The 14,084-nt window shown below is 45.6% G+C and carries 16 protein-coding genes; 2 read left to right on the top strand and 14 right to left on the bottom strand.

What is annotated here, in order from left to right; genetic code table 11:
* The first annotated feature begins 175 nt into the window (after positions 1-175).
* Positions 176-1,213, top strand: coding sequence for a DNA polymerase III subunit delta (gene holA, locus OZ401_RS04835; protein ID WP_341469577.1), 1,038 nt, complete (start codon positions 176-178; stop codon positions 1,211-1,213).
* Positions 1,214-1,326: 113 nt separating this feature from the next.
* Here the strand turns inward: holA and OZ401_RS04830 are convergent, their stop codons facing one another.
* Both OZ401_RS04830 and OZ401_RS04825 read right to left on the bottom strand, forming a co-directional pair.
* The gene (locus OZ401_RS04830; protein WP_341469576.1) at positions 1,327-2,577 is read right to left on the bottom strand and encodes a glycosyltransferase family 87 protein; all 1,251 of its coding nucleotides are present in this window, start codon (positions 2,575-2,577) and stop codon (positions 1,327-1,329) included.
* A gap of 221 nt (positions 2,578-2,798) precedes the next feature.
* Positions 2,799-3,269 carry a hypothetical protein gene (locus OZ401_RS04825; RefSeq protein WP_341469575.1) on the bottom strand — a complete coding sequence of 157 codons (471 nt, stop codon included), beginning with the start codon at positions 3,267-3,269 and terminating at the stop codon, positions 2,799-2,801.
* A gap of 204 nt (positions 3,270-3,473) precedes the next feature.
* Here OZ401_RS04825 and OZ401_RS04820 point away from each other — a divergent pair, with 204 nt between their 5' ends.
* Complete coding sequence (locus OZ401_RS04820) at positions 3,474-3,668, top strand: hypothetical protein (RefSeq protein ID WP_341469574.1); 195 nt, start codon at positions 3,474-3,476, stop codon at positions 3,666-3,668.
* A gap of 13 nt (positions 3,669-3,681) precedes the next feature.
* On the opposite strand, the gene OZ401_RS04815 is transcribed toward OZ401_RS04820, so the two are convergent.
* The 12 genes from OZ401_RS04815 to OZ401_RS04760 form a co-directional block, all read right to left on the bottom strand.
* Positions 3,682-4,518 (bottom strand): class I SAM-dependent methyltransferase, encoded by an 837-nt coding sequence (locus OZ401_RS04815; RefSeq protein ID WP_341469573.1) that lies wholly within the window; start codon positions 4,516-4,518, stop codon positions 3,682-3,684.
* 22 nt (positions 4,519-4,540) lie between these two features.
* Positions 4,541-5,470 carry a 5-oxoprolinase subunit C family protein gene (locus OZ401_RS04810; RefSeq protein ID WP_341469572.1) on the bottom strand — a complete coding sequence of 310 codons (930 nt, stop codon included), beginning with the start codon at positions 5,468-5,470 and terminating at the stop codon, positions 4,541-4,543.
* A complete protein-coding gene (gene pxpB / locus OZ401_RS04805) occupies positions 5,454-6,278 on the bottom strand; it encodes a 5-oxoprolinase subunit PxpB (protein ID WP_341469571.1) in 825 nt (274 codons plus the stop codon). Before pxpB ends, OZ401_RS04810 begins: the two co-directional genes overlap by 17 nt.
* A gap of 2 nt (positions 6,279-6,280) precedes the next feature.
* Positions 6,281-7,054, bottom strand: a complete 774-nt coding sequence (locus OZ401_RS04800; protein ID WP_341469570.1) for a LamB/YcsF family protein — start codon at positions 7,052-7,054, stop codon at positions 6,281-6,283.
* Positions 7,055-7,366: 312 nt separating this feature from the next.
* Positions 7,367-7,714, bottom strand: a complete 348-nt coding sequence (locus tag OZ401_RS04795; protein ID WP_341469569.1) for a hypothetical protein — start codon at positions 7,712-7,714, stop codon at positions 7,367-7,369.
* Between the two features lie 180 nt (positions 7,715-7,894).
* A complete protein-coding gene (locus tag OZ401_RS04790; protein ID WP_341469568.1) occupies positions 7,895-8,290 on the bottom strand; it encodes a DUF3037 domain-containing protein in 396 nt (131 codons plus the stop codon).
* Entirely contained in the window at positions 8,268-9,053 is a 786-nt protein-coding gene (locus OZ401_RS04785) for a HipA family kinase (RefSeq protein ID WP_341469567.1), read from the bottom strand. The genes OZ401_RS04790 and OZ401_RS04785 overlap by 23 nt, the downstream gene beginning before the upstream one ends.
* Before the next feature lie 147 nt (positions 9,054-9,200).
* Entirely contained in the window at positions 9,201-9,833 is a 633-nt protein-coding gene (bchJ, locus tag OZ401_RS04780) for a bacteriochlorophyll 4-vinyl reductase (RefSeq protein ID WP_341469566.1), read from the bottom strand.
* Position 9,834: 1 nt separating this feature from the next.
* Positions 9,835-11,661 (bottom strand): magnesium-protoporphyrin IX monomethyl ester anaerobic oxidative cyclase, encoded by a 1,827-nt coding sequence (bchE, locus tag OZ401_RS04775; protein WP_341469565.1) that lies wholly within the window; start codon positions 11,659-11,661, stop codon positions 9,835-9,837.
* Positions 11,662-11,926: 265 nt separating this feature from the next.
* Complete coding sequence (locus OZ401_RS04770; RefSeq protein WP_341469564.1) at positions 11,927-12,424, bottom strand: SixA phosphatase family protein; 498 nt, start codon at positions 12,422-12,424, stop codon at positions 11,927-11,929.
* A gap of 11 nt (positions 12,425-12,435) precedes the next feature.
* Positions 12,436-12,738 (bottom strand): antibiotic biosynthesis monooxygenase family protein, encoded by a 303-nt coding sequence (locus tag OZ401_RS04765; RefSeq protein ID WP_341469563.1) that lies wholly within the window; start codon positions 12,736-12,738, stop codon positions 12,436-12,438.
* A 27-nt stretch (positions 12,739-12,765) separates the two neighbouring features.
* Positions 12,766-13,965, bottom strand: coding sequence for a class I SAM-dependent rRNA methyltransferase (locus tag OZ401_RS04760; RefSeq protein ID WP_341469562.1), 1,200 nt, complete (start codon positions 13,963-13,965; stop codon positions 12,766-12,768).
* Positions 13,966-14,084 lie beyond the last annotated feature (119 nt).

Below are 14,084 nucleotides of genomic sequence, written 5' to 3'. Positions count from 1 at the left end.
TCAACTTCAACATCAACGATTTAGGGAGTCGATTTTACAGGCTGTATGTCTGCGCTAGTTGGATAAACTTGGGCGCGTTAGGCTGAAAACCAGTAATAGACACCCACCTTGCATAAGCAGGGGTCGGAAACATGAGGCACACGTTCCAGTAGGGCATTAATTTCCCCATTTAACTATGATATATTTATTCTACGGCGAAGATACTTTCAGCCTTCGAAAACAAATTGATAAGCTGCGTGAAGAAACCCTGCCATTAGAAGCACGGGATTTTAATTTTGCCCGCTTTGATGCCTCCAATAGTAGTTTCAATCTCGATGATTTGATAAATGCCGCCGAATCCTACCCTTTCTTGAGCGAGAAACGTTTGGTGCTGGTAAATGATGTCCTTGCCAAATTCGGCAAAAGTAGCGATTCAGAATCACCTAAACCGACCTCACGCGGTGGTAAAAAAACGGTGCAGCCTACTGCCACTACTCCAAAAGAACGTTTCCTCAATTTTCTGGGAAACATGCCGGAGACCACCGTGCTGGTAATGGCTGAAAGCAAAACCGGCAAGAGCGATGCAATTTTCAAAGCGGTTGAGAAACTGGCAAAGGTTATAGAATTCAAGCCCCTTGAAGGAATGTCGCTGGAAAAATGGATTAGCGATCATGCCAAAGAGAATAAAATAAAAATACATCCGGCTGCCGTAACTTTGGTGGCACAATACATGGGCAACGATCTCTGGCGAATTGACAATGAACTTCAAAAGCTGGCGGCTTATGCCGGGGAGAATCAAACTGTCACTGCTGAGATGGTAGAAAAACTAAGCGTATCTGTGACCGATACTCCGATTTACAAGCTCACCGAAGCGTTAGGACAGAAGAATCTAAATGTTGCTCTCACCCAGTTGAACCGAATGCGCAGCGAAACTACCTTAGCCCGCCCTAGTTTTACCAGATATGTTTTCAGTAGTATTTGCAAACAGGTGTTTGAATTGGTACAGGTTCGTGAATTGGATGTACAGCGTCGAAGCCCTGCTGAAATTGCCACACAATTTAAAATACACCCCTATAGAGCGGAAATCATTCTGAAATTGAGTCGCAATTTTACCCCTAACCGCCTCGACGACCTCTATAATCGCTTGACCGAGTTGGATTACGCCGATAAAAAAGGGCGTGCCGATTTATCCACCCAACTTGATCTGCTGTTATGCGAGTTTTGCGCCCGCTAAGATTTACCATTTAGCCACATGTCCCCACCCCCATCGGTTTTTCTGGTTTTAGTTGGTTTGTTTTCATACCAGAATTAGACTTGAGAGACGCTAATTTTCCAAGTCTTTTGTTGTTAAGGTACTGTTTTCACGTTGGTAGGCGGCACTACCAAATTACGAATAAAAATAATATAAAACCAAAATGATACAATCTCAAGTATTACTCGCCCAATTACCAGCCTGTTATTTATAGCTTGCTCCTGTGCGGTACCGCTAATTCCTGTAATTATTCCGCCTAGTTCGTAAGGCTTCCATGCGAGCAAAATAATGGTTAGTAGAAAAAGCACGATTTTGCCCAAAGCATTTTTCTGGATTAAATAATTAAGAATCATCCAGTTTGGTAATATAAGCCAAATTAAATAATGATCTTCTACGGTAGGTAGTCCTATTCCAAGACCGCATAATAGTAATACAAACCCTTGTAATACTATTTGAGGATCGTGTTTTGAGAATACAAGGCTAAAAGGTATAAGAATTATTATAGCTGATATTATTATTGTTACTGGTACAAGTAGAAATAATAGTTGTGATGGCGCTAATTGTGTCACTAATCCTTGAAGAGATAGGCTGACACCACCAGTTATAGAGGCAATTTTGGGAAACACACTGAACCAATACTCGAAAAATATAGAGGGATTATATATAGCCGATACTATTTGTGTTCCAAAAAAGGTCAGGCTGGCTGTGATTCCTAGGTGATACCATCCTACCCAAAATGCAAAAATAAGTAGAGGAAGCGGTGTGATTTTTAATGAAATAGCCAATCCTAAAAGCAAACCACCCAATATAGGCTTGTTTCGATATTGTGCCAGTAACGCTGCAACAATCAAAAAGAATATGAGGGTACTAATCTGACCTAATTTGATGGCGGAAAATACCGGGTAGAGTAGCGTTGAAATTCCTAGCAGTATTAAGGTTACTGTTTTTGTATTTGTAAAAATCGTTTTTGGATAACCCACCAACTTAATAATAAAAACACAAATCGCTCCTAACAGGCAGAGAGATAATATTAACCAAATTATTCCTGCAATTTCGAATGGTAGTAAAGAAAAGGGAACCATTAGGATAGCAAAAAGAGGGGGATACAGGAATTGTGCTTCGCTAAATTGCAACAGATTAGCCCCATAAGGACTGAAATTATCATGTATAGCTTTTCCGCTCGCCCAATATACTTTGAAATCTATAGCGAATATTGCTTTTTTTTGTATAAGAATCAGTAAAATTTGAAAGAGAAAGAATAGGCAGAGAAATAAAGTTAAGCCTAAAAGTGCAAAGCTAAATCTTTTCTTGAAACTCTCACTAAATCTAGTATTTACTGAGAGCATTTGGAGATAACCATCGAGGTTTCAAGCAAGACACTTAATGCCATTTGCTTCCATTTCATTCTGTATGAATACTACATCTTCATTCACCGGATTCAAAAACAGCTTCATATTATTTTATCATACTAAAGTTTCCTCTTACGACTATAATTAAAAGCCCTGTATTGCATGAAAAAAGCGTCAGGAGCAATTCCGGACGCTGAATATGGATAAGTAAGAGTTAATCAGATTTTCAAACCGCCCAAATCGCGGAAGAGGATGCGATGCAATTTCAACATTGGCTTTATGGTCATTACTGCTCCTATCAAGATCATGATACCTATCGCTGTAATAATCCCCGCAGCGGTATAATACTGTGCATCGGTTAGATTGTTATAATAGACCCCGTTAATGTAAATTGAGTAATCTTGGTTGTTAAAGGTTCGTAGTACCAGCGCAATTGGCAGTGTGAATGGTAATATTAGCGCAACCGTCCAGAGGGATACAGCAATACTAAAATCTACCCAGAACCCAACCAATGCATAGAAAACCCAGAACAATATATTTACAGTTCTAATGGAACTGGTGCGCATTGACTGGTATTGCTGCCAGTAATTAGTTGGATACTGGTAAGCAGGTTGGTAATAATAAGGGTTTGTCGGAACTTGCGGCGCATCGGCAGGATTTTGCTCTTTTTCTGTAATTTCAACGCTCATTTTTCGATTCCTTTCGTTTTATAATTATTCTTCTTGCAACGTCATAATAACTTTTATTAGCGTATGTCACATCCGGCGTTACGGCTATTTACGCCTACGCGGGTTGGCGCACCTACAAGGGGTATATAAGTCTCAGATAGTTGTAGGGCTTTTTCCTTACAAGATACTACAAAGGTTTAATTAGGAGATTGAGGCAGGGCGATAATGCAAAATCTGAATTTTGCTTCAATAATGTTGGGTATCGCGCTTTTATCATTGCTGGGGTTGCAACTTGGCAAGCGCACCAGAACTTCGGAAGATGATGAGCGGCTTTTGATAATCCGGCTATTGGAGAAGATATTGTGGTTAGTGGTGGCTTTTGCCTTACCACTTACTCTTTATGTGCTGTGGAGGGGATAATTGCTTTATATACCTAAACAATTGCACTGGCAATTAAGGTTCTGTTCGATACACCAAGCCCATCTTGCCGACCACATATGTACCATGCGTCAAGCTCTGCTGATGTAGGTAGTGTGATGTCTGTAAAACCTAACGAGTGTAATGACTGCACTAAATCTTCTGGCATAACGTAATTCTTCCAAGGTTCACCTTGTTTTGCCGCAAGTTCGGCAAGTTCAACCTGTTTTGCGCTGGATAATGGCGGCACAAAGGTAAATACAATCTCGCTGGAACTTGGTAGGGCAACTACATACTTTAAAACACTATCAATTGCGTCTTGGTTTAAATACATCATCACACCCAACCATGATACGAAGGTAGGCTTTGAAGAATCGAAACTGCTTTTTTTCAAACCGTCAACTAACGAGGTCGTTTCAAAGTCAATTGTCACAAATTCAAGGTTAGCTGGAACATTAATATCGTTGTGAAGTAATCGTTCGCGCTTTTCTTGCTGGCTAGCAGGTTGATCAACCTCGAAGATTTGCAGCGAGTGCGCCCATGTTGGTTGGCGATAAGGAAATGTATCAAAGCCAGCGCCCAAAATAAGATATTGTTGCACGCCTCGTTCGATCGCTTTAGCCAACCGATCCTCGGCATAGCGGCTGCGTAACAGGATGTGAGAACGTAAAACATTTGCTTCTATTGTTTGAAAACGCGCCAGATGAGTCTGAATTTGTTCCACAAACGGCGCACCCAGGAGTTGTACAACAACCTTATCATCGAGGATTTTGGGCGTTGCATCGAAAAGTTGATGCACTGCTCTCATCGCAGCTACGCTTAAAGCAGTTTTGCTGGCTTCTTGTTTTGGCATATTATTTCACCTAATATTTAGCTTAAATCATTACTTCCTCGAACAGCCTGAAGCGGACTTTTTGACCCGGTAGTAATTGTGCGATAAGCGGCAAATCGGTTTCGGCAACTACCCCAATAATGGGATAACCACCCGTAACTTGATGGTCTGCCATCAAGATTATCGGTTGTCCGTCCGGTGGCACTTGGATTGTGCCAAAAACCGTGCCACATGCGGCAATTTCTGCCCATTCATTGCCCCGATACGGCACGCTTTCTCCCTTCAAGCGGTAACCCATCCGTTCCGATTCGCTACTGATTTCATAGGACGTGCGATAAAACACTTCCAGTGAATCGGGCGCGAAGTGTTCAAGATAAGGTCCCGGAACTATGCGTACTATTACCTCTTTACCATAATGTGGGCGCACCTTGAGCGGGTGGGAATAGCCTGCCGCACCCGCCAAATGCGACATTGGCTTGAGATAATCGTTTGTGTTGGTAAGAACATCTCCGGCTTTCAAGGCACGCCCCTGCCCGGCGTAGCCGCCGAAGCGGGCGCGTACATTGGTGGAACGGCTGCCCATCAGTAAGGGTGCATTCCAACCGCCATACACCGCTAGATATGCCAACCGCCCCTCTGCTCCCCCGAAATCCAAGGTTTGCCCGGCGCGTACAAATACGCTGTGCCACATGGGAATAGGTTGCTTATCTAGACGCGGTTTGAAATCGCTGCCGGTTATCGCAATGAGCGCCTTTTGCTCGAATCTAAGCGTTGCTCCACGCAAGGTCATTTCGAGGGTGGCAGCGTGGGGGTTATTGCCTACCAATTCATTGGCGGCACGGTGGGCGAAACGGTCTAGCGCGCCTCCGGGCGTTACCCCGTAGGGTTTGCCGCTGGTACGTCCTAAATCTTGAAGGGTGGTGAAAATTCCGCCGTCCTGCACTTGCACTCGGCACTCAGGCTGGCTGAACATTTATTTGCTCCAAGCTGGAATCGAGGTTGTGTATATTGTGCTGATACTGCTCAAGCTCTTTCGTGCTAATAGGGAAAAATTGCACTAAATCGCCCGGTTGAAAACGAGAGGGTGGCTCACATTCCGGCTCGAAAACCGAGAGCGGCGTATAACCTAGCAACCGCCAACCACCGGGCATATCAAGAGGATAGATGCCCGTCATTCCGGCAGCCAGCGCCACTGTGCCGCGCCGGACTCGCGTGCGGGGTCGTGCCAACCGTGGCAAATCAATTTCAGGCGGTAACGCGCCCATATAGGCATAACTGGCAGTAAAGCCTACGATATATACCGAGTAGGTGGCGGAAGAATGTAGCCTGATGACTTCCTCGACGCTCAAGCCCTTAAGTTGTGCCACTTCCTCAAGGTCTTCACCGTATTCGCCTCCGTAAACCACCGGGATACGATGCTGACGCGCCGGGTTTAAACCACCTACTTCTAGATAACCGCGCAAGTATTCTCCCAGTTCCGGCGATTCTCCCAGTTCCTGAAGCCAGCGCAACGTAGCGCCCATCTTGTGGTACGTCGTTTCGAGCGGAACTAATACACTATCGTAACCTGTTACCAAGCTTTTTCCCCATTCGGGGTGTATGCTGCGCAGGTATTGAGCGCAACCACGCGCCAGCAACAACCGCTTATAGCGTGTTTCTGCATCCAAAGCTGCGTGATTTTCAATGCCGAGCGGGTAGGTCAGACGCGCCAGAATAGCGTGATTTCCCAGTGGGCGCGGGTCGAGGATACGGTGGGGCAATACGGGAAGGTCGATTGACACGTTTAATTCCTGCCCTGCTTTTGTAACGCGCAAGTCTTGATATTTTCGGCGGCAAGTGTCTCGCTCAAGTGTCGGGCAATTTCCAAAGCGGTAGGACCATCGCCGTGTATGCACACCGTATCTGCCTGTAATTCTAAGATTGAGCCATCGCTTGCCATGATTTCGCCTTTTTTAACCAAACGCACCACTTGTTCTGTCGCTTTAACCGGGTCGGTAATGAGGCTGTTCGGTAACTTTCGATTTACCAGCGTACCGTCCGCATTATAAGCCCGATCTGCGAAAGCTTCTCGCGCTACCTGCAAACCCGCTCGTTGCCCCGCTTCAATCATCAGGGGAGAGGTTGCCAGTACGACCATTATCAGCGTTTGGTCGAAACGTGCTATGGCACGTGCAATCGCTTCTGCCACCGGCATCTCCAACGCAGCCACATTGTACAGCGCTCCATGCGCTTTAACATGAGTTAGAGTTGCGCCCTGTGCATGCACAAAGGCTGAAAGTGCGCCGATTTGGTAAAGGATAAATGCCTCGATTTCAGCAGCAGTCATCTCCATTTTGCGCCGTCCAAAGCCCTGCAAATCAGGGTAAGAGGGATGCGCCCCAACTGCTACATCTTTATCCAACGCCAGCTTTACCGTTTCGGACATCACCAGCGGGTCACCAGCGTGGAAACCGCACGCGACATTTGCAGAAGTGACATATTCTAGCAAGGCAAGGTCATTTCCCAACTTATAGTGTCCGAAACTCTCGCCCATATCGCAATTTATATCAATTTGCATTAATCTTACCCATTCTATCTCGGAACACATGTTAATTTCTTAACTTTCAGTTGGATAATAACACTCCTCACCGGGACAGGGCAACTGTTCGAATAGCCTAATTCCACTGGAATTATCCGTTACGGAGATATTGGGGGAATTTTAAGGGATTATAGGATAACTTGCCAAAACAGGGCTTAATATATTATGTACAATATGGTTTGTCAATTGTTTTCAAGAAGGTAGGATATCTGGAAAACAAAATGACTCCCTAATGCGCTGGGAGTCATTTTGTTTCTTTCTGCTAGCGTGTGCTTATTAGAGGATTTGCAATTAGGATGCCAGTTGCTTAGCGGTACTAACCTGATTCGGGTTGAAACCGAAAAGATCTGCTGATTCATCCAATGTCGGAATCTCCCATACTACTTTCCAGCCTACTGCTTTTGCCAATTTCCGCAGCTTATTATCTGATGCCGCCGATAGAACCACGTTAACACCCAACTTTCCGGCGTAACGATTGATCACTTCAAGTTTATCGAGACCGTTTAACAGCTTGGAAGAAGACTCCGGCGACCAGATCAGAATATTCTCAGGTTTGCCATTTTCGTAAACCAGTACTTCCATTGCTGCCAATAAGCGGTATAAATCCTGATATTTGGTGGTGATTAATACGGGTTCCATATATTTGTTTTCCTATTTATTCTAGTTAAAGAAATTTCAGCATTTGTAGAAGTAATACATAACTTCAAAAACTACATGACGTATAACTTCAATTTAATACTAGCATAAATTTTGTACAGAAAAAATCGGGGTTTTGTGAAGAAAGCATGGATACTATGTAGTCTTGTCTTCAGAGAATGGTTAATGCGGAGGCAACCGCACCATCATTTCCATCAAGTGTTCGAGGTATGCAGTGGGGTCAGCGCATAAACCGGAGTGCGGTGGTGAGGTCTGGATGCTAGTGCTACGAGGCGCTACGAGCCAATGAAAGCGTTCTTGTTGCGACAATGCCGAAATCGGACCACCCTCATTATTTCCGGCGCAAATCAGTGGGATAACCGAAAGGTGTTTCTCTACTGCTTCTATATCTATTTCTGGGCACAACGCCAACAGCCTATAGCGTTCAAGCTCAATCGCACAGTTCAGATAGTGGTGAGCGCGACAATATAGGATTATGCCCACATTTAAACATTCACCGCGTTCTACCCTCGGCACAACCCGGATAATGGCATAATCAAACTGTACCAGATCGGGCATTTACCGCCTCCTCTACAAATACGCTTGAGGCTTCTAGCCGTTTGGTTAGATAGGTCAGATAAGCCTCTCGATTTTCCTGTGGGCTGGAGAAGATAGTTTCTTTTTCGAACCACTCTTCAGGGATAATGGAGATGATTTCTTCCAAAACATTACCCGACAGCAGTGGTTTAAGGCGTGCGTCAGTTTGCGTTAAATCGCTGGCAAATTTCAACAACACATGGTTTTTGATAGCGCTGAAGCGGTTGGAGGTGCGTTCCAGATACCCGTCCCAGTTAAAGTGAAAATACAGCGAAGCAGCATGATCAATCAGCCAGAGTTCGCGCTGCCACATCAGCATATTAGTATTGCGGGCGGTGCGATCTACATTGGTGAGATAGGCATCCATCCACACAATAGCGGAAGCTAAAGTAGCATCGGGCTTAGGGGAGGCGGCAGGATCATATGCCAACGCTCCATCTAGATATTTTAAGGCGAGATTCAATCCGGTGCTGGCTTTCAACAAATCCTGAATTTCAGGGTCAGGTTCGTTACGGCTCATCCAAGCCTCAAGTTCCATAAAAACCAGTTCAGGCACAGGCAAGCCCAACGCTCGCGCTATTTCCCCGCCCACCAGTTCTGCCACCAGCGCTTTGCTTCCTTGCCCTGCCCCCCGGAATTTCATAACATACATTGCGTTGTCATCTGCTTCCACAATGGCGGGAAGAGAACCACCCTCGCGCAAAGGGGTAATATAGCGGGTTGCTTTCAGTGTTTTTAATTGCATTAGGTTAGAATTTCCAAAGGTCTATTTTGTATTATCATTGTTGTAAGATAACACATGCGCTGTTTCAGAGCAAAAGATTGCTTGGAAACAAAAAAGCGGGGATTCGCGTTGAAATTGCGAGTCCCCGCTCTAGCTGGAATAATTAAGCTAGCGTGTGAATTTTATCTGGAAAACGCAGCGCGAGTCCCCTCGAATAGCACATTCGATTTCCTCCACCTGAATGTGAGCATCCACCAGCGTTTTGAGCAGAGTTTCGAATGCGCCAGTGTAGTAACTACATACCGGTACGTTCGCTTTGCTAATGGCATGGCGAATGATACTTTCATCCAGATTTATCTGGAGTTGTGGGGAAAGCGTGAAGCTGTATTTACCGCTTCCGGCGAATGTCCAAGCATTTTTACCGATAGCATTAAGCATCACTTTCAGACGTAGCTTGCGCGGCAAAAATTTAATGATACGTTGCGCAAACTTAGGGATGCGATTTGCCAGTACGTACTCTCCGGTCAGATTACCGGAGAGACGTAACAACGGTAAAGTCTCTTGAACGCCAAGGTTGGAATAGAGCATACGCGCCAAGGTGATAAACTCACCCTCGTCGATCATTTCACCCGGATGATGATCCCACAGGAAGCCCTGTCCACCCTCTTCCAGTATCCGTCGCGCTTTCTCATCACCGTAGATACGGCGCATTGCGCGCACGGTCTGGATTAAGGAGTTTGGACCGATCTTACCGGAAGGATGTACCGAAGCGTTGCCATGATCCAGACCGGCGGTAGTCATCTTAGCTCTCCTTCTGCGCCACCGGTTCGACGTCTTCCAACTCCTCGTAAACATCGGGCAAGCCTTTAGGAGCGCCACAGGCAGAAACATCGGTGGAAACCATCTTCATGACAGCTTGAGGGGCTTCCTCCTCGACATATTCCGGCAAGTGGTTTGGCGCACCGCAAGCGGAAACCGAAATGGAGTCAATCATGGTCAGCTTCTTTTTGTCGCTGTTCTCATCACTATACTCTTCGGGCAAGCCTTTAGGCGCACCGTGTAGAGAAACAGGCCCGTTGCCGATATTGCCTAGCATGACAACATTCTCTTGCGAGATTTTATCACCGCGCATACCCTTGTAACGTGCCAATTCTTCTGTGTTCAGAATGCGATCAGAGTCAAACCCAAAGTCGATTTCAGCCTTGAAGCCCTTGCGTTTGATGCGTCCAAGGTTATAGAACCGCTTGTTTAGGGTGGTGACGGCGAAAGCCTTCAAGCAGCCCATCATATATTTGCGTTTCCATTTGTCCTTGATGAAGGGATAGGAAGTAAAGGTTTTGTTGGCGAAGAAGCGCGCATAGTTCTTCAAAACGCCCTTCAATACCTCTTCGCGTTCCATAGCATCGGGTTTCATGATAGGGGTTACGAAGTTGTACTTGGAATAATCGCGCACCTCTACCCGGTCGCCCAGTTCCTCGAACAGTTCGGCGAAGGGCCAAGGGGTGTACATATTCCAGTTAGCCATGTCCGGTTTCCAGTCCATCGCCAAACGATATGTTTCTTCGATGGTTTCCTTCGTTTCGTTTTCCAGACCCATAATGAACTGTACTTCCGCGACCATACCCGCGTCTTTCAGCAGTTGGACGGCGCGTTTGTTCTGCTCAATAGTGGTCTGCTTGCGGAAGCGATCTAGTTTCAACTGAGCAGCTGCTTCCGTTCCGAGCGAAACGTGTACCAGACCCGCCTTGCGATAGAAGGGTAGCAATTCCTGATCGCGCAAAATATCGGTCACGCGGGTATTGATACCCCAGTGAATATCTAGTTTGCGGTCGATCAATTCCTGGCAAAGCGCCACAAATTTCTTTTTATTGATGGTCGGTTCTTCGTCAGCGAGGATGAAGAAACCTACATTGTGCACTTTTACCAGTTGCTCGATTTCATCTACAAATAATTTTGGAGTGCGCGTGCGATAAGTGCGCCAGAAACTCCATTGCGAGCAGAAACGGCAGGTGAAGGGGCAACCACGCGCAAAGTTTGGTACAGCCACGCGGCAGTTGAGGGGACGATAGATGTAATCCTTCCACTCCAGCAAACTCCAGTCTGCCGAAATCGTATCCAGATTCTGGATTACCGGGTGTGCTGGTGTCGCTACCACCTGACCATCTTGTATATAGGAAAGCCCTAGTATTGTACTGCGATCTTGCAGGTCGGTGCCCGCTTCGATAGAACGCAACAGATTTACAATGATTTCCTCGCCCTCACCGCGCACGATGTAATCAATATAGGGCGCTTCGTTCAACACTTCAGCATACATAAAAGTAGGATGAATACCACCGAGAATGGTTTTAGCATTGGGCGCCATCTCTCGCGCAATTTTCATTACTTTCTGCGACTGATAAATCATAGGGGTAATGGCAGTGGTCAGCACCACGTCGGGGGCATATGATTTGATGATCGCGGCAACAGCCTCATCTGGCAGGTCTTTGGTCATCGAATCTACGAACTTAACTTGGTTGTACCCTGCCTTTTTAAGCGCACCACCAATATAGGGGACCCAGCCGGGAGGCCAGTTACCGGCTATTTCAGCGCCACCGGAATGGTAATTTGGCTGAATCATTAAAATACGCATGGATCTCTCCTTTTTCCTCACGCAAAGCTGCTGCCGGGTGTAGGCTCGATGCTATTCCTGCATCCCGAATTATTCCATTAGTGAGTGAAATTATCAATGAGGTGAACCAATATATTCATGCTAAAATATCGCACACCGGTTAATATATCGGTAAATTAAGGTAAACAAAAGGTTAAAAAATCCAGACTACGGACTACTATTTTCAAATTTCGATAGGCGGTTCAACTTTGACCGGTAGTAGGGTATGAACCGCCCTTCGAGAACTTTAGAAATCCACATCTTCCGAAAGGGCAACCACGGCAGATTTTGGGTTAAGATGCCATAGCAATTTGCCGTTTCGGAAGTCTTTGCCCACTTCAATACAAACCGCATGGGCTTTTTTTAGTTCTACTTCTTCACCGCAGAGCGCAGTAAGAAGTTGTTCCAATTCCGGTTTATGCCCTACTAGCGCCACACAATTATAATTTCCGCAGGATTCCAATAATTCTATGAGCGGTTGCGGCGTAGTATCAAGGCTGGTAGCCAGCGCCTCTTCTACTCGGTAAATTTGGAGAGTTGGTAAGTAGGGTAGCAAGTAGGCGGCAGTTTGGGTAGCACGCCGAAAAGGACTACTGAAGATAGCTTTTACATCCGGCTCATGTAGGGCAATCAACTCACCAAGTTTGCGACAGTTCTTGATTCCTCTGCTGGTGAGCGCTTGGTTTTCTTCTGTAACTCCCTGTGTGTATTCGCGTTCAGCGTGTCTTATAAGAATTATTCTCATTCTCTTGTGACCTAAACTACCTCGAATACCTCAACGGTAGATTGCAATGGGCTTTTTTCGCCAGAAGCCCGACTACTATGAGCTTTTGCAAAGGAATCGCCCTCGCGCCATGTCTGAAAACTTTCGCGATCTTCCCAGAAAGTCATCGCCACGTAAAGCACTTTGCCCGCTTCAACTTCGTTTTCCAATTTCAGCAAGTTAAAACTGACAAAACCCTTATTGCTTTTCATACCTTCTGTAGAATGGGCAAAGCCCTGCTCCACTCGTCCGCTAACTTCAACCGGACATGTGATACGATTTTGAACTACTATCATTTAATTATTCTCCAATCATTATCTAGATTAATCGAGTACTCGGCAAAACAACGCTTTCAGGTAACGGCTTTCAGGCGTAAAAATATTTACCGGGTGATCTAACCCATTCTCAAAACTTTCCAGAATTTGCACTCGGCGGTGTGTTTGTGCGGCAGCCTGAGCAATTGTCCCGCTAAAGTCTTCCATACTGATACTACCAGAGCAGGAACATGTTAACAGAATGCCACCGGGCTTAATCAACGGCAAACCTAAAGTGTTCAACCGCACATATCCCTGCAACGCCTTTTCTTTTTCACGGTGGCTTTTAGCAAAGGCTGGTGGATCAAGTATCACTGTATCATAACGTTCAGTGCAACTTTGCAAATATTCAAATGAGTCGGCTACCACAAATTCATGCTTGTCCGCATCTAACTCGTTAATGCTAAAATTGCGGCGTGCCAATGCCAGCGCTGCCGCAGATTGATCCAAGTTAGTAGTTTTCAGTTTCGGATTTGCACTGGCGGCATATACCGAAAAGCCGCCCGAATAGCTGAAACAATTTAGCAAGCTATCACCATTGGAGTAACGCAGCAATGCGAGGCGTTTATCGCGTTGGTCGGCGTAAAAGCCGGTTTTTTGCCCAGTCCATGGGTTTATCACAAATTTTAAACTATTTTCTGTGATAACCAATTCTTTTGGTATTTCCCCGAAAATCAATCGAGGCTCTTCTCGTTTTAAGCCTTCGCGAGTACGTACCTGCACATCGTTTCTGACAAGCAAAGCATCAGGTTGCAAAACTTGCCTGATTCCCTCTATAATATAGTCAAGCAGCTGATCTATACCTGCGGTATGTGATTGAATAACTACCACACCCGCATAATAATCGGCAATTAAACCGGGTATAAAATCTCCCTCTGCATTAACCAGACGGAACGCAGTAGTGGTTTCAAGGTCAAGGTGCATCTTTCTTAAATTATAAGCCTCTGCAAGCCGTGTAGCGAAGAAATGCGTGTTGGCTGGCATGTTAGGATTAGCGGTAAGAATGCGTACCGCAATATCGGTGCCAGAGTTGTAGTAGCCTCGCGCTACAAACTCGCCTCCTGCGTCTTCCAAATCAACCACAGTACCAGCTTTATGGGGCGGCACTGGTGTTTGCAATGCGCCGGAAAAGACCCACGGATGTCCGCGTCGTGCTGTCCAATCGCGTCCTGGTTTCAATTTCAATTTTGGATAATTGGGTGTGTTCATAGCGGCATTATATCACATAGCCAGAATCTCCTAAATCAGTAATAGTCCTTTTGGTAGCAATTTGCCTATTACTTATTTCTTATACGTTTAGCGTATTAAATTATTAGCATGAACGTTAT

Source organism: Candidatus Chlorohelix allophototropha, assembly GCF_030389965.1.
Classification (GTDB): domain Bacteria; phylum Chloroflexota; class Chloroflexia; order Chloroheliales; family Chloroheliaceae; genus Chlorohelix; species Chlorohelix allophototropha.
This window is presented reverse-complemented; position numbering and strand designations above follow the sequence as displayed.

Excerpts from the sequence above, each read along its gene's own strand:
- holA (WP_341469577.1), top strand. The coding sequence starts at position 176 with ATGATATATTTATTCTACGGCGAAGATACTTTCAGCCTTCGAAAACAA.
- OZ401_RS04830 (WP_341469576.1), bottom strand. The coding sequence starts at position 2,577 with ATGCTCTCAGTAAATACTAGATTTAGTGAGAGTTTCAAGAAAAGATTT.
- OZ401_RS04825 (WP_341469575.1), bottom strand. The coding sequence starts at position 3,269 with ATGAGCGTTGAAATTACAGAAAAAGAGCAAAATCCTGCCGATGCGCCG.
- OZ401_RS04820 (WP_341469574.1), top strand. The coding sequence starts at position 3,474 with ATGCAAAATCTGAATTTTGCTTCAATAATGTTGGGTATCGCGCTTTTA.
- OZ401_RS04815 (WP_341469573.1), bottom strand. The coding sequence starts at position 4,518 with ATGCCAAAACAAGAAGCCAGCAAAACTGCTTTAAGCGTAGCTGCGATG.
- OZ401_RS04810 (WP_341469572.1), bottom strand. The coding sequence starts at position 5,470 with ATGTTCAGCCAGCCTGAGTGCCGAGTGCAAGTGCAGGACGGCGGAATT.
- OZ401_RS04800 (WP_341469570.1), bottom strand. The coding sequence starts at position 7,054 with ATGCAAATTGATATAAATTGCGATATGGGCGAGAGTTTCGGACACTAT.
- OZ401_RS04795 (WP_341469569.1), bottom strand. The coding sequence starts at position 7,714 with ATGGAACCCGTATTAATCACCACCAAATATCAGGATTTATACCGCTTA.
- OZ401_RS04790 (WP_341469568.1), bottom strand. The coding sequence starts at position 8,290 with ATGCCCGATCTGGTACAGTTTGATTATGCCATTATCCGGGTTGTGCCG.
- OZ401_RS04785 (WP_341469567.1), bottom strand. The coding sequence starts at position 9,053 with ATGCAATTAAAAACACTGAAAGCAACCCGCTATATTACCCCTTTGCGC.
- bchJ (WP_341469566.1), bottom strand. The coding sequence starts at position 9,833 with ATGACTACCGCCGGTCTGGATCATGGCAACGCTTCGGTACATCCTTCC.
- bchE (WP_341469565.1), bottom strand. The coding sequence starts at position 11,661 with ATGCGTATTTTAATGATTCAGCCAAATTACCATTCCGGTGGCGCTGAA.
- OZ401_RS04770 (WP_341469564.1), bottom strand. The coding sequence starts at position 12,424 with ATGAGAATAATTCTTATAAGACACGCTGAACGCGAATACACACAGGGA.
- OZ401_RS04765 (WP_341469563.1), bottom strand. The coding sequence starts at position 12,738 with ATGATAGTAGTTCAAAATCGTATCACATGTCCGGTTGAAGTTAGCGGA.
- OZ401_RS04760 (WP_341469562.1), bottom strand. The coding sequence starts at position 13,965 with ATGAACACACCCAATTATCCAAAATTGAAATTGAAACCAGGACGCGAT.